The sequence below is a fragment of the Serratia sp. 121840015-1 genome, from assembly GCF_053627655.1.
This window is the reverse complement of the sequence record NZ_JBSEYF010000001.1, coordinates 1385406-1408875: the sequence shown is the minus strand read 5'-3', so window position 1 is coordinate 1408875 and position 23470 is coordinate 1385406. Positions and strand designations below refer to the sequence as shown.

General features: G+C 62.1%; 23 protein-coding genes. 16 read left to right on the top strand and 7 right to left on the bottom strand.

Annotated features, from left to right (window positions below; translation table 11 throughout):
* Positions 1-11: 11 nt before the first annotated feature.
* Positions 12-1067 carry a sugar phosphate isomerase/epimerase family protein gene (locus ACUXAC_RS06790; RefSeq protein ID WP_387441193.1) on the bottom strand — a complete coding sequence of 352 codons (1056 nt, stop codon included), beginning with the start codon at positions 1065-1067 and terminating at the stop codon, positions 12-14.
* A 140-nt stretch (positions 1068-1207) separates the two neighbouring features.
* Between ACUXAC_RS06790 and ACUXAC_RS06785 the strand changes: the two genes are divergently transcribed.
* Positions 1208-1798 (top strand): TetR/AcrR family transcriptional regulator, encoded by a 591-nt coding sequence (locus tag ACUXAC_RS06785; RefSeq protein WP_060439882.1) that lies wholly within the window; start codon positions 1208-1210, stop codon positions 1796-1798.
* On the opposite strand, the gene ACUXAC_RS06780 is transcribed toward ACUXAC_RS06785, so the two are convergent.
* Both ACUXAC_RS06780 and ACUXAC_RS06775 read right to left on the bottom strand, forming a co-directional pair.
* Complete coding sequence (locus ACUXAC_RS06780; protein WP_047730662.1) at positions 1795-2097, bottom strand: cupin domain-containing protein; 303 nt, start codon at positions 2095-2097, stop codon at positions 1795-1797. The genes ACUXAC_RS06785 and ACUXAC_RS06780 overlap by 4 nt on opposite strands.
* A 94-nt stretch (positions 2098-2191) precedes the next feature.
* The gene (locus ACUXAC_RS06775; protein ID WP_169318449.1) at positions 2192-4072 is read right to left on the bottom strand and encodes a potassium transporter Kup; all 1881 of its coding nucleotides are present in this window, start codon (positions 4070-4072) and stop codon (positions 2192-2194) included.
* Between the two features lie 240 nt (positions 4073-4312).
* On the opposite strand from ACUXAC_RS06775, the gene ACUXAC_RS06770 reads away from it, so the two are divergent.
* Together ACUXAC_RS06770 and ACUXAC_RS06765 are read left to right on the top strand one after the other, a co-directional pair.
* Positions 4313-6052: an ABC transporter permease gene (locus ACUXAC_RS06770; RefSeq protein ID WP_387441196.1), complete on the top strand. Its 1740-nt coding sequence runs from the start codon at positions 4313-4315 to the stop codon at positions 6050-6052.
* A 12-nt stretch (positions 6053-6064) separates the two neighbouring features.
* Positions 6065-7384, top strand: a complete 1320-nt coding sequence (locus tag ACUXAC_RS06765) for an ABC transporter ATP-binding protein (RefSeq protein WP_387441198.1) — start codon at positions 6065-6067, stop codon at positions 7382-7384.
* Here ACUXAC_RS06765 and ACUXAC_RS06760 read toward each other — a convergent pair.
* The gene (locus ACUXAC_RS06760; RefSeq protein ID WP_060418747.1) at positions 7381-8310 is read right to left on the bottom strand and encodes a LysR substrate-binding domain-containing protein; all 930 of its coding nucleotides are present in this window, start codon (positions 8308-8310) and stop codon (positions 7381-7383) included. The two genes, ACUXAC_RS06765 and ACUXAC_RS06760, sit on opposite strands and share 4 nt — an antisense overlap.
* Positions 8311-8479: 169 nt before the next feature.
* Between ACUXAC_RS06760 and ACUXAC_RS06755 the strand changes: the two genes are divergently transcribed.
* The 9 genes from ACUXAC_RS06755 to ACUXAC_RS06715 all read left to right on the top strand — a co-directional run bounded on the left by ACUXAC_RS06755 (position 8480) and on the right by ACUXAC_RS06715 (position 15912).
* Complete coding sequence (locus ACUXAC_RS06755; protein WP_197756600.1) at positions 8480-9430, top strand: branched-chain amino acid ABC transporter permease; 951 nt, start codon at positions 8480-8482, stop codon at positions 9428-9430.
* A 10-nt stretch (positions 9431-9440) separates the two neighbouring features.
* Entirely contained in the window at positions 9441-10553 is a 1113-nt protein-coding gene (locus ACUXAC_RS06750; RefSeq protein WP_387441201.1) for an ABC transporter permease subunit, read from the top strand.
* Complete coding sequence (locus ACUXAC_RS06745) at positions 10550-11320, top strand: ABC transporter ATP-binding protein (RefSeq protein WP_201966404.1); 771 nt, start codon at positions 10550-10552, stop codon at positions 11318-11320. Before ACUXAC_RS06750 ends, ACUXAC_RS06745 begins: the two co-directional genes overlap by 4 nt.
* Positions 11313-12026 (top strand): ABC transporter ATP-binding protein, encoded by a 714-nt coding sequence (locus ACUXAC_RS06740; RefSeq protein WP_060439877.1) that lies wholly within the window; start codon positions 11313-11315, stop codon positions 12024-12026. The genes ACUXAC_RS06745 and ACUXAC_RS06740 overlap by 8 nt, the downstream gene beginning before the upstream one ends.
* 82 nt (positions 12027-12108) lie before the next feature.
* Positions 12109-13212, top strand: a complete 1104-nt coding sequence (locus ACUXAC_RS06735) for a branched-chain amino acid ABC transporter substrate-binding protein (RefSeq protein ID WP_371935060.1) — start codon at positions 12109-12111, stop codon at positions 13210-13212.
* Between the two features lie 18 nt (positions 13213-13230).
* Positions 13231-13722 (top strand): L-2-amino-thiazoline-4-carboxylic acid hydrolase, encoded by a 492-nt coding sequence (locus tag ACUXAC_RS06730; RefSeq protein WP_060439876.1) that lies wholly within the window; start codon positions 13231-13233, stop codon positions 13720-13722.
* The gene (locus tag ACUXAC_RS06725) at positions 13719-14945 is read left to right on the top strand and encodes a Zn-dependent hydrolase (protein ID WP_197756948.1); all 1227 of its coding nucleotides are present in this window, start codon (positions 13719-13721) and stop codon (positions 14943-14945) included. Before ACUXAC_RS06730 ends, ACUXAC_RS06725 begins: the two co-directional genes overlap by 4 nt.
* Before the next feature lie 82 nt (positions 14946-15027).
* Positions 15028-15375 carry an ArsR/SmtB family transcription factor gene (locus tag ACUXAC_RS06720; protein ID WP_060439874.1) on the top strand — a complete coding sequence of 116 codons (348 nt, stop codon included), beginning with the start codon at positions 15028-15030 and terminating at the stop codon, positions 15373-15375.
* Between the two features lie 3 nt (positions 15376-15378).
* Positions 15379-15912: an SRPBCC family protein gene (locus ACUXAC_RS06715; protein ID WP_060418727.1), complete on the top strand. Its 534-nt coding sequence runs from the start codon at positions 15379-15381 to the stop codon at positions 15910-15912.
* Here ACUXAC_RS06715 and ACUXAC_RS06710 read toward each other — a convergent pair whose 3' ends face one another.
* On the bottom strand, positions 15913-16941 hold the full coding sequence (locus ACUXAC_RS06710) for a transporter (protein WP_060439873.1): 1029 nt from the start codon (positions 16939-16941) through the stop codon (positions 15913-15915).
* A gap of 257 nt (positions 16942-17198) precedes the next feature.
* Between ACUXAC_RS06710 and ACUXAC_RS06705 the strand changes: the two genes are divergently transcribed.
* Entirely contained in the window at positions 17199-17951 is a 753-nt protein-coding gene (locus tag ACUXAC_RS06705; protein WP_089186015.1) for a hypothetical protein, read from the top strand.
* A 65-nt stretch (positions 17952-18016) separates the two neighbouring features.
* Here the strand turns inward: ACUXAC_RS06705 and ACUXAC_RS06700 are convergent, their stop codons facing one another.
* Positions 18017-19447, bottom strand: a complete 1431-nt coding sequence (locus ACUXAC_RS06700; protein ID WP_147839917.1) for a C40 family peptidase — start codon at positions 19445-19447, stop codon at positions 18017-18019.
* A 229-nt stretch (positions 19448-19676) separates the two neighbouring features.
* Here ACUXAC_RS06700 and nudI point away from each other — a divergent pair, with 229 nt between their 5' ends.
* From nudI to ACUXAC_RS06685, 3 genes are all read left to right on the top strand, one after another.
* Complete coding sequence (gene nudI, locus ACUXAC_RS06695) at positions 19677-20102, top strand: nucleoside triphosphatase NudI (RefSeq protein ID WP_087762761.1); 426 nt, start codon at positions 19677-19679, stop codon at positions 20100-20102.
* Between the two features lie 93 nt (positions 20103-20195).
* Positions 20196-21032, top strand: coding sequence for a D-alanyl-D-alanine endopeptidase (gene pbpG / locus ACUXAC_RS06690; RefSeq protein ID WP_100395739.1), 837 nt, complete (start codon positions 20196-20198; stop codon positions 21030-21032).
* A gap of 138 nt (positions 21033-21170) precedes the next feature.
* The gene (locus ACUXAC_RS06685) at positions 21171-22157 is read left to right on the top strand and encodes an MsnO8 family LLM class oxidoreductase (RefSeq protein ID WP_089186017.1); all 987 of its coding nucleotides are present in this window, start codon (positions 21171-21173) and stop codon (positions 22155-22157) included.
* Here the strand turns inward: ACUXAC_RS06685 and ACUXAC_RS06680 are convergent.
* Complete coding sequence (locus tag ACUXAC_RS06680) at positions 22154-23458, bottom strand: aminotransferase class I/II-fold pyridoxal phosphate-dependent enzyme (RefSeq protein ID WP_387441209.1); 1305 nt, start codon at positions 23456-23458, stop codon at positions 22154-22156. The two genes, ACUXAC_RS06685 and ACUXAC_RS06680, sit on opposite strands and share 4 nt — an antisense overlap.
* Positions 23459-23470 lie beyond the last annotated feature (12 nt).

Genomic DNA, 23470 nt, shown 5'->3' with positions numbered 1-23470 from the left:
AAGGATTAGGCTCAGCGAATGCCGAGCAAGGCATTGATCTGCTGTGGGTTGACCGGCGCGCCGGCGAAATCGTCGAACACTTTGTCGGTGACGTGGATAATGCGATCGCGAATGAAGGCTGCGCCTTCGCGTGCGCCGTCCTGCGGGTTTTTCAGGCAACATTCCCACTCCAGCGCCGCCCAGCCCGAATAACCGTACTGCGTCAGGCGTGAAAAGATGCCGTTGAAATCGACCTGGCCGTCGCCCAGCGAGCGGAAGCGGCCGGCGCGATCGATCCAGGATTGATAGCCGCCGTAAATACCCTGCCGACCGGTCGGATTGAACTCGGCGTCCTTGACGTGGAACATGCCGATAACCTCTTTATAGATATCGATAAACTCCAGATAGTTGAGCTGCTGCAGCACCATATGGCTCGGATCGAACAGCACCCGGCAGCGCGGATGATGGCCGACGCGCTCATGAAACATTTCGAACGTCACGCCGTCGTGCAGATCCTCGCTCGGGTGAATTTCGTAACACAGGTTGATCCCCTGCTCGTCGCAGGCGTTAAGCACCGGCAGCCAGCGCCTGGCGAGTTCGTCGAACGCGGTATCGATCAGTCCTTCCGGACGCTGTGGGAACGGAAACAGATAGGGCCAAGCCAGCGAACCGGAAAAGGTGCCCAGTTCGCTGAGCCCGAGCCGCGCCGACGCCTTCACCGCCAACAGCATTTGCTGCCGCGCCCACTCGCCACGCGCCTGCGGATTGCCCTGTAGCGCCGGCGGCACGAAGCTGTCAAACAGCGCATCGTAAGCCGGGTGTACCGCCATCAGCTGGCCGAAGATATGGCTGGTCAATTCGCTGACCACCAACCCCTGTTCCGCCAACATGCCGGTCAAATCATCGCAGTAGGTTTGGCTTTCCGCGGCGGTGGCCACGTCGAATAAACGCCGATCCCAGGCCGGGATCTGCAGCGCACTAAAGCCGGTCTGCGCCGCCCATTCGGCGATGGCGGGCAGGCTATTGAACGGCGCTGTCTCATCGCTGAACTGCGCGAGATGCAGGCTTGGACCTTTGAGGGTTTTCATCGTAAACCCCCATTGGTTGTCGATTGACAAACAATAGGAGCAAAGCGCGATGACCGCAAGCGAAATTTATAAAGACATTGGTATTCCCGCCGATTTAAGCGATCCTATGTCGCTGAATGGCAGGTAAATTGGAGCAGAGAATGGCTGGCAGACCGCGCGAGTTCGACCGCGAACAGGCGCTCTTGAAGGCGCGAAACTTATTCTGGCGACAGGGCTACGAAGGCACCTCGATGTCGGATCTGGTGGCGGAATTGGGCATTGCTTCCGCGCGCATCTACAAGGCGTTCGGCTCCAAAGAGCAGCTGTTCCGAGAGGCGATCGCCAGTTATGAAACCGAGGAAGGCGGCTTCGCCGATCGCGCCTTCGCGCAGGAAAGCGGCATTCGCCCGGCGATCCAACGTATGTTGGAAGATGCCGTGCGGCTCTACAGCCGGCCGGATCTGCCGCAGGGTTGCATGGTGGTCTCCTCCGCCGCCAGCGTCAGTGCGGAGAACGACGGGCTCAAAACCTGGCTGGCTGAGCATCGGTTGCAGCGCACCCAGCAGATCGTCGAACGGCTGCGGCAGGCGGTGCAAGCCGGCGAACTGCCGGCCGGTACCGACGCCGACAGCCTGGGGGACTTTTTCGCCGTCTTCCTGCACGGCCTGTCGATTCAGGCGCGTGACGGCGTCACTGAAGCGCGACTGTTGGCGGCGGTCAAGGTGGCGCTCACCGCCCTGGGCGACGCTTAATCTTCGGGCAGATCGAAAATCACCAGCGTGCCTTCGCTGCCCGGCAACACGCGGTGCGGCACGCCGGCCGCGGCCTGATACAGCTGGCCGGCCTGCACCACAATCGTTTCCCCCGCCACCTGCAGCCGCAGCTGCCCGCGGATCACCAGCAGCCCTTCGCTGTAATCATGCACTTCATCCGCTATGCTGCGCTCATCCATGCGCAGCACTTTGATATTGGCCGCACCGACGCGGCCCAGCACGGTAGAACGCCAGGCCTCAGGCAGTTCGGCCGCCTGCAGGTTTAAATCGAACAGCATCGGTACCCCCTGTGGTTATCGAACGTAGCGGCACTCTACGCCGACTGCGGCCGGCGTGGAAAGAATCCCGGGTTGTAGCTTATGCCCGCCAGGCCTATACCGGCACCCGGCGGCTGATCTCCACCACCTGATCGCTGGGCAGGTAATAATAATCCGTGACGTGCATGCCGTTGCGCACCATCAGCGCGAACAGGTTGCGCTGCCAGGACGGCATCCGGTCGCTCGCCTCGCGGCGCACCACGGTTTCATGGCCGAGATAGTAAGTCGCCTCGTCGAAGTTCAGGCCGCATTTTTGCGCTTCGACGTGCTGCAGCAACTGCGGGATGTTCGGCCGCTCCATAAAGCCGTAGCTGGCCACGCCGCACCAAAACCCCGGCACCAGTTCGCGCATCACCAGGCGTTCGGCATTCGATACCCGCGGTTCATTGACGATGGCAATGGTCAGCGCCAGCACGTTGGCGTGCAGCGAGCCGTTGCGTTTGACGTGCCATTTCATTACCGGCGGCGTGCCCTGCAGGCTGCGGGTGAGAAAGACCGCGGTGCCCGGCACCCGCGGCACGGATTCACGCTGGATTTTCGCCAGGAAATCCGCGATCGGCACCGTCGTCTCGCCGAGGGTGCGCACGGCCGCCAGCACCCCGCGATGCCAGATCAGCATCACGGTATAGACCGCGGCGGCCAGCAGCAGCGGGATGTAACCGCCTTGCAACACCTTGGTCAGGTTGGCCGTCAGGAAGCTCAGATCGACCACGAAGAAACACCCCGCCACCAACAGGCTGGCGGCCAGCCCCCAGCGCCACACCTCGCGCATCGCCACGAACAGCAAGCCGGTGGTCATGATCATGGTCAACGAAACGGCGATGCCGTAGGCGGCGGCCAGATTGTCCGAGGATTTGAAGAACACCGTCAGGAACAGCGTCACCACCATCAGCAGCCAGTTGATGGCGCCGATGTAGATCTGCCCGTAGCTTTCCTCGGTGGTTTGTTTAACCCGCAGCCGCGGCAGCCAACCCAGCTGGATTGCCTGGCGGGTCATCGAAAACGCGCCGCTGATGATCGCCTGGCTGGCGATGATCGTCGCCAGCGTGGCCAGGATCACCAGCGGGATCAGCAGCGCCGGCGGGCACAGGCGGAAGAAGATGTTCTGCGTGACGTCGGCGCCGGCCAAAATCAGCGCGGCCTGGCCGGCGTAGTTGAGCAACAGGCTGGGAAAAACGATGCCGAACCAGGCCAGCCAAATCGGCCGTTTGCCGAAGTGCCCCATGTCGGCGTACAGCGCTTCGGCGCCGGTGACGCACAGAAACACGCCGCCCAGCACCAGGAAGCTGGTCAGCCCATTCGAGAACAGGAAATGAATGCCGTACATCGGGTTCAGCGCCAGCAGCACCGCCGGGTGCTGGATGATGCCCCACACGCCCAGCGCGGCGATCGACAGGAACCACAACGCCATGATCGGCCCGAACACGCGGCCGATACGTGCGGTGCCCAGCGGCTGAATGGCGAACAGGCTGAGCAAAATCACCACCGCCGCCGGCAGAATGTAGGGCTGCGACGCCGGCAGCACGATATTCAGCCCCTCGAGGGCGGAGAGCACCGAGATGGCCGGCGTGATGGCGCCGTCGCCGTAGATCAACGCCGCGCCGAACAGGCCGGCGAACAGCACCAGCGGCCGGGATTTCCGCCTGCTGACCAGCAGCGACATCAGCGCCATGATACCGCCCTCGCCGCGGTTGCCGATGCGCATGGCGAACATGGCGTATTTGAGCGAGGTGACGATCACCAGCGTCCAGAAAATCAGCGACAGCAGGCCAAGGATCACCGGCGCCGACGGCGCATCGCCGGAGAGAAACAGCACGGTTTTCAGGGTGTACAACGGGCTGGTGCCGATATCGCCGAATACCACGCCCAATGCACCCAACGCCAACGGCGCCAGGCCGGTTTTGTTCGAGGTTTCCGTATCATTGCCGACAGACATCTGCTCGCTCCTTAGCCTTGCACAGTGAGTTGGAATTATTGTCACTTTATTGCCGCCGCGCCACTCGCTCAGCAGCGATAAGCATAACTTAACCGTCATCTTCACGGGTTACAGTATCGCCCGTTTGCGGCACAGAAACCGCCGCCGGTGAGCAACGGTTTAGAATCGCCCGCGCCGGATGGTCTATAGTCCTTATGCGATTGTCACTTTCTTGTTTGCGCCCGCCGTGGGAGAAGTGAAATGAACGTCCGGCTCAACACCCATGTTTCCGCCCGGCGCCTGCTGCCCAATGGCTGGGACGTCATCGCCTTTCCGCTGATCATCGGCCTGATCGCCATGATGGCCATCGGCCTGCATCAAACCCTGCAACCGATCGTCACGCTGAAAACGCAGGCGATATCGCTCGATCCCGCCAATCTGCCGGAATACGCCCTGCGCACCACGCTGCGCATGCTGGTGGCGATGGTGGCCGCGCTGGCGTTCTCGCTGGTCTACGGCACCCTGGCGGCCAAGAGCCGGCGCGCCGAAAAGGTGCTGGTGCCGATCCTCGATATCCTGCAGTCGGTGCCGGTACTCGGCTACATCTCTTTCACCGTCACCTTTTTCATCGCGCTGTTCCCCGGCCGGGTGCTGGGGGTCGAGCTGGCGGCGATGTTCGCCATCTTCACCAGCCAGGCGTGGAATATGACCTTCAGCTTCTACCAGTCGCTGCGCACCGTGCCGCGCGATCTGCAAGAAGTGGCGCGCGACTTCCATCTGAGTCCGTGGCAACGTTTCTGGAAGCTGGACGCGCCGTTCGCCATGCCGGGGCTGATCTGGAACATGATGATGTCGATGTCCGGCGGCTGGTTCTTTATCGTGGCGTCGGAAGCGATCACCGTCGGCAACAACACCTTTACGCTGCCGGGCATCGGCGCGTATCTCGCGCAGGCCATCCTCAGCAAGGATCTGCCCGCGATAGGTTGGGTGCTGCTCACCATGACGGTGGTGATCCTGGCCTACGATCAACTGCTGTTTCGGCCATTGGTGGCATGGGCGGACAAATTCCGCATGGAAACCACCCGCTCGGCGAGCGCCCCCACTTCCTGGCTGTTGAACCTGATGCGCCGCACGCGCCTGATCCACCTGCTGCTGACGCCGCTGGGCGCACTGCTGGCCAAAACCGCGCGCCTGAAACTGAGCCTGCCCGCCCGGCCGTTGCGCCGCGGCAATAGCGCCCAACGGCAGCGGCGTTCGCGCACGATCGATCGGTGTTGGAGCACCATCGTCATCCTGCTGACGCTGGCGATCGCCTGGCGCGTCATTCTCTATGTGCAGACCGGCGTGACGCTCAATGACGTGGGCCATGTGATGGTGCTGGGGCTGATCACGCTGCTGCGCGTGGCGGTGCTGATCGCCCTGTCGTCGCTGATCTGGGTGCCGCTCGGCGTGCTGATCGGCTTGCGCCCGACGCTGGCCGGAAAGATCCAGCCGATCGCCCAGTTTCTGGCCGCGTTTCCGGCTAACCTGCTGTTCCCGGTGTTCGTCATCACCATCGTCCACTTCCGGCTGAACCCCGATATCTGGCTGTCGCCGCTGATCGTGTTGGGCACCCAGTGGTACATTCTGTTCAACGTGGTGGCCGGCGCCACCGCGTTGCCCAACGACTACCGCGAGGCCGCCGCCAATTTTCACATTCGCGGTTGGCAATGGTGGCGCCAGGTGATGCTGCCGGGCATCTTCCCCTATTACATCACCGGCGCCATCACCGCGTCGGGCGGCGCCTGGAACGCCAGCATCGTGGCGGAGTTCGTGCAATGGGGCTGCACCCAGGTGAAGGCACATGGGCTGGGTGCCTACATCGCCGAAACCACCGCCGCCGGCGATTTCCCCAAGATCATTTTGGGCATCGCCGTGATGTCACTGTTCGTTACGCTGTTCAACCGTCTGCTGTGGCGGCCGCTTTACGCCTACGCCGAATCCCGCTTCCGCATCGATTAAGGAGCCGTTCAGATGTCAGACCTTCACCCAACGCAGGCGACGCACTCGCCCGGCGAGGAAATTTTAGCGGTCAACGCGGTCAGCCATGGCTATGACAAGGCACATGGCGAGCTGCTGATCCTCGACGGGGTCAATCTGTCGCTGCGGGCGGGCGAGATCGTCGGGTTGCTGGGCCGCTCCGGCTCGGGCAAATCGACGCTGCTGCGCATCATCGCCGGTCTGGTTACCCCCACCGCCGGGACGGTGAACTACCTGGGGCAGCCGCTGAACGGCCCCGCCAAAGGCGTCGCCATGGTGTTTCAAACCTTCGCGTTGTTCCCCTGGCTGACGGTGCTGCAAAACGTTGAGGCCGGCCTCGAGGCGCTGGGCGTCGCCCCTACCGAACGGCGCGAGCGGGCATTGGCGGCCATCGATCTTATCGGCCTGGACGGCTTTGAAAACGCCTACCCGCGCGAGCTATCCGGCGGCATGCGCCAGCGCGTAGGCTTTGCGCGCGCGCTGGTGGTGGATCCGACGCTGCTGCTGATGGATGAGCCGTTTTCGGCGCTGGATGTGTTGACCGCCGAAACGCTGCGTACCGACCTGCTGGATCTGTGGACCGAGGGGCGAATGCCGATCAAATCGGTGCTGATCGTCACGCACAACATCGAGGAAGCGGTCTTCATGTGCGATCGCATTCTGCTGCTCTCTTCCAACCCCGGCCGGGTGATCGCCGAAATCAAGGTGCCGTTCAGCCACCCGCGCAACCGGCTGGATCCGCAGTTCCGCCACCTGGTGGACGATGTGTACGCCAAGATGACCGCCCGCCCGACCGACGGCAACGTCAAGAAAGGGCTGAAGCTCGGCACCCGGCTGCCGCACGTGTCCACCAACCTGATCGCCGGCCTGATCGAAACCCTGGCCGCCGCGCCCTATTTCGGCCGTGCCGACATGCCGGAGATCGCCCTCTCGCTGCATCTGGAGGTCGATGAGCTGTTCCCCATCGCCGAAGTGCTGCAGTCGCTGGGCTTCGCCGACGTGCGTGAAGGCGACATCTTCCTGACGCCGCCGGCGCGCGCCTTCGCCGACGGCGACGTTCAGGCGCGCAAAGTGCTGTTCGCGGAGCATCTGCTGCGCTATGTGCCGCTGGCCGCGCTGATCAAAAACGTGTTGGACGAGCGGCCGGGGCACCGCGCGCCGCGCGTGCGTTTCGAGCAGGAGCTGGAGGATTCGCTGTCGGACAACGCCGCCAAAGAGACGCTGGATACGGTGATCAACTGGGGCCGTTACGGCGAAATCTTCTCCTACAACGATCAAACGGCGTTTTTCAGCCTGGAGGACGTCGAGTTTTAAGCGAGCCGGCGCTCATCGGCTTCGCGGCGCAGCCACTGCCGCAGGTTTTCCCCCTCCTGCGACAGTTCGCTATCCAGGCGAGCGCACAGGTAATAATCCCGACCGTCGTCGATCGGCAGATCGAACATTTTGATCAACTCGCCGCTTTCAAGGTACTGGGCGATTAACGGCTCGCGCATCAATGCACACCCCAATCCCGCCTGCACCGCCGCCAGCGTCAGCAACCCGTCTTCGAACATCGGCCCGATGCTGCGCAGCGGGCGTTTAACGCCGGCCAGCTGAAACCATTGCATCCAGGTATTACGCTCCTCGTCATGCAGCAGCGGCAGCGCCGCCAGCTGATCCGGCGTATCGAGCAAACCGTGCAGTTTACTGAATGCCCGGCTGCACACCGGCACCATTTGGCCGGACATCAGCTTTTCGCTGCGATAGCCGGTCCACTGCCCAACCCCGAAGCGGATCGACAGATCGGCGGCGTCGCTCAGGTAATTGCGGTGGTTGGCGTAAACCACATTGATGTCGATATCCGGATTTTCCCGCAGAAAGCCGCGCAGCCGCGGAATGAACCAGCCCATGCCGAACAGCGGGATCAGGCTGATGGTGACCTGCCGCGACGCGGACTGCTCGCGCACGTGTTCGGTCGCCTGGCGCAGCACGTTAAACGCCGACCGGATCGAGCGGTAATATTCCCGCCCCTCGCCGCGCAGCACCAGATGGCGCCCCTGCCTTTCGGTCAACGGCATCTGCAAGAATGCCTCCAGCGTTTTCAGCTGATGGCTGACCGCCGAAGGCGAAATCATCAGCTCCTTCGCCGCCGCGCTGATGCTGCCCAGGCGCGCGATGGCCTCGAACGCCCGCACGGCGCGCAGCGGCGGATCGTTCGGCAACATCGGCAACGGCTCATCGTACTGTTCTGTTTTTTTCATATATCGATTGTTTTATGGAAAGTCCAGGAGAAGTATTTATTTAATATACATAAAAATCAAAGCATTAAAATCACTCGTTTTTTGTATAAGAAAGTATTTTTCCGTATTTTACAATTTTTTTAAATTCTCTACTGTGAGCCTCCTGACTCATTATCTCCGGACTCTCCCTATGGATACGCTGGTACAGCAGACCGTCAACGGTTTGATGCTCGGCAGCATCTATGCGCTGATCGCGCTCGGCTACACCATGGTGTACGGCATCCTGCGCATCATCAACTTCGCGCATGGCGACGTGCTGATGGTCGGGGCGCTCAGCGCGCTGTCGGCGATCGGCGTGTTGCAGCATCATTTTCCCGCGTTACCGCCCTACGCCACGCTGCTGCTGGCGGCCCTGTTCGCCATGGCCGTCTGCGCCATCACCTCGATGGCGATCGAACGTCTGGCCTATCGCCGGTTGCGCAATGCACCGCGCCTGGCCCCGCTGATCAGCGGCATCGGCGTCTCGCTGCTGTTGCAAACCCTGGCGATGCTGATCTGGTCACGCAATCCCCTGATGTTTCCGCAGCTGTTGCCGATGACGCCCATCGCCCTGACCGCAGGCAGCGCCGAACATGCGCCGGCGGTGATCACCGGCACCGCGATCGTCACGCTGGCGGTGGCCGTGACGGTCATGGCCGGCCTCTGGCTGCTGGTCGAACACAGCCGTTTCGGCCGCGCCATGCGCGCCACGGCGGAAAACCCGCAGGTCGCCGGCCTGATGGGCATCAGTCCTGACCGCATCATCGTTCTGACCTTCGCGCTCGGCGGCGCGCTGGCGGCGGTAGCCGGCATCATGATGGCCAGCAACTACGGCAACGCCGGTTTCTCGATGGGCTTTTTGCCCGGCATCAAAGCCTTTACCGCCGCCGTGCTCGGCGGCATCGGCAACCTGCGCGGCGCAATGCTCGGCGGTTTACTGCTGGGGCTGTTCGAATCGCTGGGTACCGGCTATCTCGGCGAGCTGACCGGCGGCGTATTCGGCAGCAACTACCAGGACGTATTCGCGTTTCTGGTGCTGATCGCCGTGCTGGTCTTCCGCCCCTCCGGGCTGTTGGGCGAACGCATCGCCGCGCGCGCATAAGGACATCATGATGACCGTTTTAACTTCCTCACTTCCCCTGGCCACGCCTCGGCGTGCCAGGCTGGGGCTGACGCTGTTCATTCTCGCCCTGCTGCTGGCGCCCTGGGTCGCGGGTGCCGCCGGCGGCAACTACTGGGTGCGCGTCGTCGACTTCGCGCTGCTGTACCTGATGCTGGCGCTCGGGCTGAACATCGTGGTGGGCATGACCGGATTGCTGGACATGGGCTTTATCGCTTTTTACGCCGTTGGCGCCTATCTGGCCGCGCTGCTGTCGTCACCGCATCTGACGCAGCAGTTCCCGCTGCTGCTGCAGTGGTTCCCCGATGGGCTGCACCTGTCGATGCTGTGGCTGATCCCGCTGGCGGCGCTGCTGGCGGCGGCGTGCGGCATTCTGCTCGGCGCGCCGACGCTGCGGCTGCGCGGCGACTACCTGGCGATCGTCACGCTCGGTTTCGGCGAGATCGTGCGTATTTTGATGCGCAACCTCGACCGCCCGGTCAACCTCACCAACGGCCCCAAAGGCATTTCCGGCATCGACCCGGTCAGCCTGTTCGGCCTGAAGTTTTCCGGCATGCATGAGTGGTTCGGCGTGCGTTTCTCCGGCCTGTACCTCTATTACTACCTGTTCGCCGCGCTGCTGCTGGCGATCCTGTTTATCAGCCTGCGGCTGCAAAACTCGCGCATTGGCCGCGCGTGGACGGCGATCCGCGAAGACGAGGACGCCGCGCGGGCGATGGGCATCAACACCTGCAACTTCAAGCTGCTGGCCTTTGCCATCGGCGCCACCTTCGGCGGCGTGGCCGGCGCGCTGTTCGCCGCGTTTCAGGGCTTCGTGTCGCCGGAATCGTTCACCCTGCAAGAGTCGATCGCCGTACTGGCGATGGTGGTGCTCGGCGGCATGGGGCACATCCCCGGCGTGATCCTGGGTGCGCTGCTGCTGGCCGCTCTGCCGGAGCTGCTGCGCAGCAGCATGGGGCCGCTGCAGCAGGCGCTGTTCGGCCAGGTGCTGATCGACCCGGAAATTATCCGCCAACTGTTTTACGGCCTGGCGCTGATCCTGGTGATGCTGTATCGCCCGGCGGGCCTGTGGCCGGCCCGCCACCTAAGAGGGAATGCCGCATGACGCCTTTGCTCGCTTTACACCACGTCAGCAAACGCTTCGGCGGCCTGACGGCGGTGGATGACGTCAGCATGAGCATCCGCCAGGGGGAGATCTACGGCCTGATCGGGCCGAACGGCGCCGGTAAAACCACCTGCTTCAATCTGATCACCGGCCTGTACCGTGCCGACGAGGGCGAATTTCGCCTGTCGGGCCAGCGCTATAAGCCCCAAGCGATCGATAAAGTGGCGCAGGCCGGCATCGCCCGCACCTTCCAGAACCTGCGGCTGTTCAACGAAATGAGCGTGCTGGAAAACGTGATGGTCGGCTGCCACGTACGCACCCGCAACGGCCTGTGGGCGGCGATCGCCCGCCACCGCCGCGCCAGGGAGGAAGAACAGGCGGTGCGCGACAAGGCCCATGCGCTGCTGGAGTATGTCGGCATCGGCCAATTCGCCCATTATCGCGCCGGGGATCTCGCCTACGGCCACCAGCGCCGTCTGGAGATCGCCCGCGCGCTGGCGACCGAGCCCCGGCTGCTGGCGCTGGACGAACCGGCGGCCGGCATGAACGCCGGAGAAAAAGTGGCGCTGCGCGAGCTGCTGCTGCGCATTCGCGACAGCGGCAAAACGCTGCTGTTGATCGAACACGACGTCAAGCTGGTGATGGGTTTGTGCGATCGCCTGACGGTGCTGGATTACGGCAAAGCGATTGCCGAAGGCGAACCGGCGCAGGTTCGGCGTGAACCGGCGGTCATTCAGGCCTATCTGGGAGGCGGCGCGCATGTCTGAAGCCCTGCTGAGCGTTAAACGACTCAAAGTGTCTTACGGCGGCATTCACGCGGTCAAAGGCATCGATTTTATGGTCAACGCCGGCGAGCAGGTCACGTTGATCGGCGCCAATGGCGCGGGCAAGACCTCCAGCCTGCGGGCGCTGACCGGCCTGCAGCCGTTCGAGGGCGACATCCTGTTCGACGGCCGTTCGATTCGCGGCGTGCCGCCGCACCGCTTGCTGCAACAGGGGCTGGTGATGGTGCCGGAAGGTCGTGGCATTTTCACCCGCCTGACGGTGCGAGAAAACCTGCAGCTGGGCGCCTATGCGCGCCGTGACAAAGCGGCGGTGCGGCACGATTTCGAACGGGTATGCGCCACCTTCCCACGCCTGAACGAGCGCCTGCATCAACCGGCCGGGCTGCTTTCGGGCGGCGAGCAGCAGATGGTGGCGATGGGCCGCGCGCTGCTCAGCCGCCCGCGCCTGTTGATATTGGACGAACCGTCGATGGGGCTGGCGCCGATTGTGGTGGAGGCCATTTTTTCGGTCATCAAACAGTTGGCTCGTGACGGCGTCACGCTATTGCTGGTCGAGCAAAACGCCCGCCTGGCGCTGGAGTCTACCGACCGCGCCTATGTGTTGGACAGCGGCAGCCTGAGCCACAGCGGCCGCTCCGCCGCGATGCTGGACGATGAAAAAATCAAACAGATCTATTTGGGTGAATAACCGTTGTTACCTTTAACCGCACCAGGAGTATGACATGCAGCAGAACTTTCGCATCAAGCCGTTGGCGCTGGCCGCCGTAACGATGATCCTGAGCCTTCCGGCGCTGGCGGACGACACCGTGTTGATCGGCCTGGCCGGGCCGCTGACCGGCCCTTCCGCGCGCATCGGCAAAGATCTCGAAAACGGCGCGCGCCTGGCGATCGCCGACGCCAACGCGCAAAAGCCGACGCTGAACGGCAAACCGGTCACCTTCAAATTGCTGTCCGAGGACGATCAGTCCGATCCGCGCACCGCCGTGGCCGTCGCGCAGCGTTTGGTCGACGAGGGCGTCGCCGGCGTGGTCGGCCACTGGAATACCGGCACCAGCATCCCGGCGGCGCGTATCTACCACGACGCCGGCATCGCCCAGGTGGCACCGGTCGCCACCGGCCACGGCTACACGCAACAAGGCTTTGACACCAGCTTCCGCGTGATGGGCCACGACGACGACGGCGGCAACTATGCCGGGCAGTATGCGGTGAAAACGCTGAAAGCCCAGCGCATCGCGGTGATCGACGATCGCACCGCCTTCGGCCAGGGCCTAGCGGACGAGTTCATCAAATCGCTGCAGGCCCAGGGCGTGCAGCCGGTCACCCGCGAGTACGTCGACGACAAGACCGTCGATTTCAGCGCCGTGCTGACCACCGTGCGCAGCAAAAACGCCGATCTGATCTTCTTCGGCGGCGTGGACTCCCAGGCGGCGCCGCTGGCGCGCAAACTGAAACAGCTGGGCATGAACGCGCAGCTGATGGGCGCCGGCGGCTTTGTCAGCCAAACCTTCCTGACGCTGGCGCAGCGGGAAGGCGAAGGCGTCGTCGCGCTGGAGCCCGGGCTGCCGCTGGAACAGATGCCGGGCGGCAAGGCGTTTGAACAAGCCTACCGCGATCGTTACCACACCCACATCGAACTGCATGCGCCCTTCGCCTACGACGCCACCCGGGTGCTGATCGCCGCCATCGAACAGGCCGGCTCGGCCAATCCGGCCGATTACCTGCCGAAACTGCGCACCATACATTACCAGGGCGTGACCGGCGCCATTGCCTTCGATGCGCAGGGCAACCTGCAACAGCCGAGCTTCACCCTGTACCGGGTAGTGGACGGCAAATGGCAGCCGCAAACCGTGTTGGGCGGCGCCAAACCACAATAAATCAAGAGGAGCAAGGCGATGAGCTGTGCAAACAACGAATTGGGCATTTTGGCCCGCAGAAAGATCGAAGCGGAGATCATCAAACCGATCTACCAGATTCTGGTGCGTGAAATCGGCAAGGTGCGCGCTCAGGCGGTGATCGGCGAAGCCATCGAGAATGCCGCCATCGCGGCAGGCAAGCAGTTCGCCGCACAGGAGCCGAACGGCGCGGATCTGCGCAGCTTCGCCGCCTTGCAGTACCTGTGGGAAAAAGACGATGCGCTGCGCGTCGAGGTGATCAACCAGGACGAACAGCACTTCGACTATAACGTCACCCGCTGCCGCTATGCCGAGATGTATCACGAGATGGGGCTGGGGGAAATCGGCCACCTGCTCTCCTGCGCGCGCGACAGCCAGTTTATCGTCGGCTATGCCCCGGAGGTCGAGCTGCAGCGCAGCCAAACCATCATGTCCGGCGCCCCCTGCTGCGATTTCCGCTACACCGCCAAAACGCCGGGAGAAGAACAATGACGTATCGGGTCAACGGCGAGCGCCTGTGGCAAAGCCTGCACGCGATGGCGCAGTTCGGAGCCATCGCCGACAACGGCGTCACCCGCCTGGCGCTCAGCGAAGAGGACCGGCAGGCGCGCGATCAGCTGCGTCTCTGGGCGCTGGAGGCCGGTTGCAGCGTGCGCGTCGATCGAATGGGCAACATGTTCCTGCGCCGTGAAGGTTCGCGGCCCGAGCTGGCGCCGGTGGTCACCGGTTCTCACGGCGACTCGCAGCCCCAGGGTGGCCGTTTCGACGGCATCTACGGCGTGCTGGCCGGGTTGGAGGTTATTCGCAGCCTTAACGATCGGCAGATCGTCACCGAACGCGCGATTGAAGTGATCAACTGGACCAACGAAGAAGGCGCGCGCTTCGCGCCGGCGATGATCGCCTCCGGGGTGTTCGCCGGGGTATTCGATCTCGAGTACGGCCTGTCGCGCCGCGACGAGCATGGCATCAGCCTCGGCGAGGCGCTGGAACGCATCGGCTACGCCGGCGAACACCCGGTGGGCGGCATGCCGATCCACGCCGCCTTCGAGCTGCACATCGAACAGGGGCCGATTCTGGAAGCGGAACACCTCGACATCGGCGTCGTGACCGCCGCACAAGGGCAGCGCTGGTACGAACTGGAAGTCGTCGGCTTCAGCGCCCATGCCGGCACCACGCCGATGGATCGCCGCCGCGACGCCCTGCTGGGCTTCACCGAGCTGGTGACGGCGGTCAACGGTATCGGCTGGGATTTCGCGCCCGATGCGCGCGCCACGGTGGGCATGGCGCAAATCACCCCTAATTCACGCAACGTGGTGCCGGGCCGGGTCTTTTTCAGCGTCGAATTCCGTCATCCAGAGGAGGCAACCCTGGAGCAGATGGAGCAGCGCCTGCTGGCGGCGGTAAACCACGTCAACGGCGGCGGCCTGACCGCTCGCGCCGAGCGCATCTTTCAGTATCCTCCAATCGCTTTCGATCGGGGCTGCATCGACAGCGTACGCCACGCCGCACAAGCCTTGGGCTATCGCCATCGCGACATGATTTCCGGCGCCGGCCACGATGCCTGTTACCTTAATCGCGTCGCGCCGACCGCCATGATTTTCATTCCCTGCGTGGATGGCATCAGCCACAACGAACGGGAGGACATCACCCCCGCCTGGGCCGCCGCCGGTGCCGACGTCTTGCTGAATGCGCTGCTGGCGCACGCCGACGCCTGAACCTCGCCCCGGTTTTTCGCCGGGGCAAAAAATATTCAACAAAACGGTTGAATATTAGCCTGCCTGTTCTATATTCAACCATATGGTTGAATTATCTTCCTCACAGCTGGACGCCATTTTTCATGCGCTGGCCGATCCGACCCGCCGCTCGATGTTACGCGCGCTGGCCGGCGGTGAACGCAGCATCGGCGAACTGGCCGCGCCGCTGCAAATGTCGTTCGCTGGCGCCTCCAAGCACGTGAAAGCACTGGAACATGCGGGCCTGGTGCAACGCACCGTGCAAGGAAGAAACCATATCTGCCGGCTCGAACCCGAGCCTATGGCGCAGGCCATGCAATGGCTGCAAACCTATGAACATTTCTGGACTGAACGGCTGGATGCGCTCGAACAGGCGCTGCTGCAGCCCGAACAGCTTCCTCCCAAGGAGTGAACCATGAATGATTACGGCATGATTATCGAACCCGGCACGCTGCGCATCCAGCGGCTGCTGCCCGGCCCCATCGAGCGGGTGTGGGCTTACCTGACCGAATCCGACAAGCGCGCCACCTGGCTGGCGGCCGGCGCCATGAAGTTGGAAAACGGCGCACCGCTGGAGCTGGAGTTTCGCAACTCCGATTTGGCGGGCGAGCACGAACCACCGCCGGCCAAGTACAAACAGCACGGCGGCTGCGTCAGCAACCGCGGCCACATCACCTGCCTGTTTCCGCCGCGCCTGCTGAGCTTTACCTGGGCCGAACAGGATCAGGGCCGTCCTTCCGAGGTGACTTTCGAACTGACGGAACAGGGAAGCGCCGTGCTGCTGACGGTCACCCACCGGCGCTTGGCCAACCGCGACGAGATGCTCAGCGTCGCCGGCGGCTGGCACACCCATCTGGATATCCTGTTAGATCGCCTGCACGATCGGGCGCCGCAGCCGTTCTGGAGCACCCATGCCCGGCTGGAAGAAGAGTACCGCGCCCGCCTGTAATTACGTCTCGTCCCTGCGCCTGAACGCCAGATAACCGGCGATCAGCGTAAAACTGCCGACCAGCAACACCAGTAGGATAAAACCGTGGTGATTGCTGGCCAGCGGGATACCCCCCACGTTCATGCCGAAGAAACCGGCGACGATATTGATCGGCAATGCCAGCACGGTAATCACCGTCAGCGTGTAGAGCGTGCGGTTGTTCTGCTCCATCAGCTTGGCGCCCAGCTCTTCCTGCAGCAACCGGATGCGTTCGGTCAGGCTGGCGAGATCGTTCAATACCACGGTGAACTCTTCGGTAAACTGCCGCAGATCCTGTACCACCTCGCGGCTCAGCCAGGTCGGCGGCCGGTTCAACAGGCGAAACAGCGCGGCCGGCTCCGGCGCCAGCAGGCGCTGAAAGCGCAATAACATGCGACGCATGCGCCCCAGCTCGGCGCGGTTGCGTTTGACACGGCGGGTCAACAAGCGGTCCTCAATGGTATCGACATACTGGTTGGCCTGCCGCACCACCTGTTCCAGCACGTCCTCCTGCTCTTCCAGCAGGTGCGCCAGCAGCTCGGTGGACGAGGCCAGCTGCAGCGCCGTCAGGCGGCCGAGCAGCCGTTCAATGAGTCGCACCGGTTTGTGACGCACGGTGACCACCAGCCCACGGCAGCAATAGAGCCACAGCGTCGCCGTCTCCGGGTTACTGTCCTCGGGGTGGAAAATCACGTCGTTGAGCACCGCGAACAGATCGTCGCCCTGGCGCTCGATGCGCGTGGTGTGGGAGCCGTGGCGAATCTCGTGAAAGAAAAAATCGGAAATGGCGAAATGATTTTTCAGCCACTTCTCCGCCGCCGCGTGGTTGAGATTGAGGTGCAGCCAGATAAAACCGTCGCCGGGGGGCAACGCCTGGTAGGCCTGGCAAACCTGCTGTGAGTTCAGGCGCATCGGCGGTTCACCGGAACGAAACGCATGGCCGTAGATCAGCCCGGTCACTTCATCATCGAAATCAAGCTTGTGCATCTTTTCCGCTAACCGTTGCACCATAACGCCTTATCCTGCCTTTCGCCGTTAACCCAGATCGTCCCCGCTGTTATAGCAATCTTTATCTATCGGCGTTAATGATTTTCAGCGTTCCCGATGATTAATATTTTCGTCATAAAAACGTCATCGCCATTCAACATCGTTTTCATCCCTTGCCCGCTCAGCGACCGCACAATGGCAACATGAATATAGAGACTGGTACCCTCCATCACGCAAGACATATTTATTTAAGGAACACGACCAATAAGGAGATAACGACAATGAATACGTTTATTACAGGCGGATGGAGCCAGTCTCTGACTGGCCAACCTCTCAAAGAGTTCGATGTCATGATGTATGGCATGGTCACCAACCTTGATGGATTGACCACGGGCACATCAGCGCATCCAGGATGGAGCCCGGAAAAGCAAAACAAACCCGATACTCTCCCCGGTTTTAAAGGAAAGACGCTCTGGGTTTATGGCGGCGGCGGATGCTCCCCACAGCAAAAGCCGGCAAATGAGGATGAAGTGTTGAGGATCGTCGAAGCCACGGTAGACCGGGGCTGGGACGGCGTCGATTTTGATGACGAATGCAATATGAACACCGAACGGGTCATCGAAGCCATGAAACGGCTAAAAGAGGCCCGAAAAGAGACCAGCCTGGGTTTTATTGCCGGCTATTCCTACAATCATCCCAATACGGAAAATGGTAAAAAGCTCAACGAGAAAGTCAGAAAAATCATCCTGTCAGGCCAGTGCGATCGCTTTATTCATTACTGCTATGCCGCAGCGATGTGGAGCGATGACGATATTCTCGCCAATGTCATCCCGGCATTAAAACAATCGTTGGTCAACGGCGCCGAGAATAAAAAATGCATTCTGGCCCTGACGACCCGGGGATTGACCGACTGGAATTTAAATTACTTTATCGATCAGGTTCTGGATTTTAATCTTGGCGGATTGTTTATTTGGAATTACGCCAACCTGACGGATGAACATAATAAAATCATCAAAAACCGGCTAGGCAATTAACACTCCCCGCTTGCCCTCGCCTATCAAGAGACCGTCAAGGCGGCCACTTGATAGGCATTCAGACGTTACTCAATAAAACCCAGTTTGAACTGCGCCTTGCCCGCCAGCGAGGTCAGCTCAGGATCCTCCGGGTAGGTAGCCAGAAGCGGGAAAAAGACTGCGCCGCCGATAATGCTGCGGCTTTTTGAATCTGCCGGGCGCAGGCCCCAGATATTTTGGTACGTCATCGGGACACTCCGGCCGTTAATCGCCGCATTGCCGATATACAGCATGATATGGCCCGGAATGTAGACCAGCGTGGTGAACGGCTTGCCATGCTCCTTGAGATAGCGCAGCCGCTCATCCGTGTTCGCCTGACTGAGATCGACCACTCGGCTTGCCGCCTCTATCTGCGCGGCGGAATTCCTGGGAAGAAACACCCCGAAAGGCATCAACAGGCTGCGCAGTTCGGAAGAGCAGTCATTATTGAAGTTATCATTCCCCCAGCCGTAGGGCCTGCCGCTCATCGAACGCATCAGCGTGGCAAGATGGTCTGGCGTCATTCGCCACGGCATGGCGGCAAACTCCCCCTCCTTTAAATCGATCCGGCGAATTTGCGCGCGACCATCCTCCCGGCGTACCGGCACGGCAACCTTAAAAACACCCTGCCGGTGACGGTAAAATGGCAGAACCGTGCCATGACGCGCCGTAAAATAAAACAGCTCCCCCTCTTGTACCGACACCGGCTGCTGAATGAATGCCCCCAAATTTTTCCCTGCCAGCGCCAGCCATTCGCTGACAAACCGCCGATCCGCCGCCGCGATATCTTCGCTATGCACCCAGCCGATCACCGTAGGCGATATGACGTATTTCCAGCGTTTATCGCGACTTTCCGTCACAACGTATACCGGTGTACCGGGGCGGATAGAAGAGTCCTGCAAATTATCAAAGGGATAACCTTGCCCTGCCAGACGCGGATCGTCATAAGCCGGATCGTCTGTCGGCAACATCCTGACCAGCGTTTCCCTAATCGCAATACCTCTGGCCGAAGAATGATAAGCCTTGTCAATGCCGACAGACGCATTATTCCTGACCTGCTGTTTCCAGCGCTCAGCGTGAGTCCTGAAGTTTTCCCCCCAGGAAACGCTGTCATTTCCAAGATATTTATCCATTGCGGCATCACGGTGGCTTTCCGCTTCACGGCTCAAGACGGAAGCGATGTAATGCGGATTCCAGGAGGACTCCTCATTCGGCCCCATGCCAAAATAGTGGGATTTGAGGGCAGAGAAATGACGTTGCTGCGCAGCGTCATCCAGCACGGCGACCTGCCGCTGCGGGCCGGGAGGCAGCCATTTATCGACAGACTGCGAATAATTGTCCAACGGAAAAAGCGACTTGGTTGGATCGATAGGGGCAGACGCCGTAGCGTCGTGAGGTGGCGGTCTGACCGACGCGCTGTGGCAGGCCGACAGCAACAGCAAGAGAGTCAGGCACAGCGGTTTTATTCCATTAAGCATGCGTTATCCACTCCGTGACAGGTTAAAAAGCCCTCTTTATCCTGAAGAGAAATCATACTAATTGATACTTATTAACATCGGCGATTGATTTCCCGTTGAAGAAGACAAAGCCGGTGGTATAGCAAGCGCCAATCGGATTTCCCGCCGCCGCGTAGAACGCGACCTGTCTCGCTGCCCCGCGCCGCCAAACCTGCTACCCTGCGGGTTTGTTTTTTGACAGGAGTCTTCCATGCGCCAACGCATCATTGTCTGCCCGCTGATTGAAAACGATAACGCCTTCCTGCTGTGCAAGATGGCCGCCCACAAGGGCGTATTCCCCGGCCAGTGGGCACTGTCCGGCGGCGGCGTCGAGCCGGGTGAGCAGATTGAACAGGCGCTGCGGCGCGAAGTGCGCGAAGAGCTGGGCGCCGCGCTGATCCTCGACAGCATCACGCCCTGGACCTTCCGCGACGACGTGCGCATCAAAACCTTCGCCGACGGCAGCCGCGAGCAAATCTATATGATTTACCTGATTTTCGACTGCCATGCCGCCAACCGCGACGTGACGATCAACGACGAGTTTGACGACTACGCCTGGGTGCCGCGCGAGCGCTTGGCGGAGTACGATCTGAACGAGGCCACCCGCTTCACGCTGCGGCAACGCGGGCTGCTGTAACAGTTTGAGCGAATATCACCCTATTTCCTTCACATTTGCCGGGCAGACTCTTTTGATATTTTTTAATCACTTAGGGTCATTATTGCCGTCGTTATGCTTTTATCTCTCGCTTTTCTCCGTCTGCCCGTCCGGCGCTTCGGCGCCGCCCTCCTGTTCAGCCTGCTGTTCGTTTTGGCGCCCGTGCATGCCGCCACGCCGCCGCTGGTACTGAATGCCAAGTCGGTGCTGGTCGTCAATCAACGCACCGGAAAGACGCTCTATCAAAAGCAGCCGAACCGCGTGCTGCCGATCGCCTCGCTCACCAAACTGATGACCGCCATGGTCGCCCTGGACAGCAAACGCCCGATGAGCAGCCCGCTCAAGGTCACCGCCGCCGATCGCGATCTGCTGAAGAAAACCCACTCGCGCCTGACCATCGGCTCGGTGCTCAGCCGCCGCGACATGCTGCACATCGCCCTGATGTCTTCGGAGAACCGCGCCGCTGCGGCGCTGAGCCGCAGCTATCCCGGCGGGCGCAAAGCCTTCGTGGCGAAAATGAACCAGAAAGCGCGCGCCATCGGCATGAAACGCGCCCGCTTCTACGATCCGACCGGGCTGACGCCGCGCAATGTAGCGACCGCCAACGATCTGCTGAAGATGGTCAATCACGCCTATCGCTATCAGTCGATTCGCCGCTTCAGCACCGACAAGCAGCAGATCGTGCGCCCTGGCCGCGGCCAACTGGTCTACCGCAGCTCCAACGGCCTGATCAATAACCCGGCCTGGCAGATTCAGCTGCAGAAAACCGGTTTTACCGACGAGGCCGGCCACTGCCTGGTGATGCGCACCACCATCAAAGGACAACCGGTGGTGATGATCCTGCTCGGCGCGCAGCCGCGCTACGGCCACTACCGTGACGCCATTCGTCTGAAGGCCTGGCTCGAGGGATAACAACGCGGCGCTTTACCGTTCTGCGCATATCCAAATCCGTTTTGGATCAATGGAATATCCTATCGCCAATCAGTATTAAGGCGCGCGCCGCCCGCATGGTATTTGTCAGGCATATCTGATGAGGAAAGGAGCGGGAAAATGGCTTATGCCTTGAGCATATTGGAAAAGAGTCCGATCGCCGACGGGGAAAGCGCCGCTCAGGCGCTGGCGCGCACGCTGCATCTGGCGCAACAGGCGGAACGCTGGGGCTATCGGCGTTTCTGGCTGGCGGAGCACCACAACACGCCGCAGCTCGCCTGCCCGTCGCCGGAAGTGCTAATCGGCTACCTGCTCGGCCAGACGTCGCGCATTCGCATCGGCTCCGGCGGCGTGATGCTGCAGCACTACAGCGCCTACAAGGTGGCCGAAAACTTTAACCTGCTGGCGGCGCTGGCACCGGGGCGCGTCGATCTCGGGGTGGGCAAAGCGCCCGGCGGGCTGCCGCTCGCCACCCAGGCGCTGCAGGCCGCTCATGACCGCCAAAACAAACCGGCTTTCCCGCAGCAGCTGTCGCAGCTGACCGCCTATCTGAACGACGACGCCGAGCCGGGACTGAGCGCCACACCGCTGCCGCCGCACGCCGCCCAGCGCTTTCTGCTCGGTGCCAGCAAAGAGAGCGCGACGCTGGCGGCCGAATCCGGCTGGGCCTTCGTGTTCGCCGCGCATCTGAACGGCAATCCGCAGGATATCCGCGAGGCGCTGGCGCACTACACCGCACTGAGCGGCGGCCGCAAGGGGCTGCTGGCGGTGGCGGCGATCGCGGCGCCAAGCGCAGAACAGGCCGCGGCGCTGGCGGCGGATATTCAGCAATACCGCGTGCACGTCGCCGGTGAGCAGAGCGTGACCGTCGGCAGCCTGGCCCAGGCGGAGAGTTTCGTGCAGCAGGCCGGCGCCACCGACTACCGCATCGAACCAAGAGAAAACCATATCCTGCTCGGCACTGCGCCGCAGGTGCATCAGCAACTGGCGCAGCTGCAGCAGCGCTACGGCGTGGACGAGTTCATCATCGACACGCCGATCGGCGAACCGAGCGCCCGGCTCACCTCACTGCAGTTGCTGGCGGAGGAGAGCCTGACGCCGGCCTAGTTGATCGCCGCGCTGGCCCGCATGGCGTCGGCCAGATCCTGCGCCAGCGGCGCCAGCTGCGCCGGCACGACGTTGGCCAGGCTGACGCGGATCGCAGGGTCGCCCTTCAGGCGGAAAGGTTCACCGCCCTGCACCAGCCACCCCCGTTGCGCCATCAGCTGCGCGGCGGCGGTTTCCGACCGCACCGGCAACCACAGATGCAGCCCTTCACCCACCGCCAGCGCCGTGTGATTCAGCGCGTTGAGCCGTCGCACCAGCTCATCCCTTCTGGCTTGATACGCCTGTTGCGCCCGCTGCAGCTGCCCCTCCTGCAAGGCCTGCCCCCACAGTCTGGCGGCAATCTGCTGCAAGATATGGCTGACCCAGCGTTCGCTGATGTACTGATCGGCGCGCATCGCCTGCAGCAACATCGGGTTGCCGCAGGCCAGCGCGATGCGCAGATCCGGGCTGAGAAACTTGCTCAGCGACAACACGTACAGGCCGCGATCGCCGTCGAACGGCAGATGCAGCGGCTGCTGCGACAGCGGCCCCCAGAAATCGTCGACGATCGCCAGACACTGCGGATTTTCGCTGAGAAAACGCCGCCACTGCTGCGCGCGTTGCGCAGAGAGCGAGGCGCCGGTCGGATTGTGGGCGCGCGGCGTCAGGATCACCGCGCCCGCCGCTCCGCTTTCCGGCAACCGGCATCCCTGCTCATCCATCGCCAGCGGCAGCGGCCGCAAACGCAGGTGGCGCAGCAGCGTCAATAGCGGCGGCCAGCAGGGGTCTTCCACCCACACCGCCGCGCCCGGCTGCATATGGCAGCGCAGCGCCTTTTCCATCGCGTCCAGCGCGCCAGAGAATACCGCAGGCTCCCCCAGGCTAACGCCCTGGCGGCCGAGCCACTCGCGCCCCAGGCCGGTCAGCACCGGGAGATCGCCGCTGATGTCATAGCCGTTTTGTTGCGGGAATCCCTCCGCCGCGCCCAGCGCCAACGCCGGCAACAGGGCGGCATCCAGATTGCCGCTGGCCAGATCGCACATTCCCGCCGGCACCTGGCGCGGCGTATAGGCCGCACTCACCGCCGCCAGCGGCGGTTCCAGCACCACCGTTCCCGCCCGCCCACGCGTCGCCACCAGACCGGCATCGCGCAATCGGCCGTATGCGCTGGCGACGGTATTCGCATTGACCTCCAGCTCCGCCGCCAGCTGGCGTACCGGTGGCAGCAGCTCACCCGGCCGCAGCGTGCCGCCTTTGATGCGTGCGGCGATCTGCTCGGCAATCTGGACAGCGCCGCCGCCTTTTGCATACAATGAAGCCATACATAAATCCTT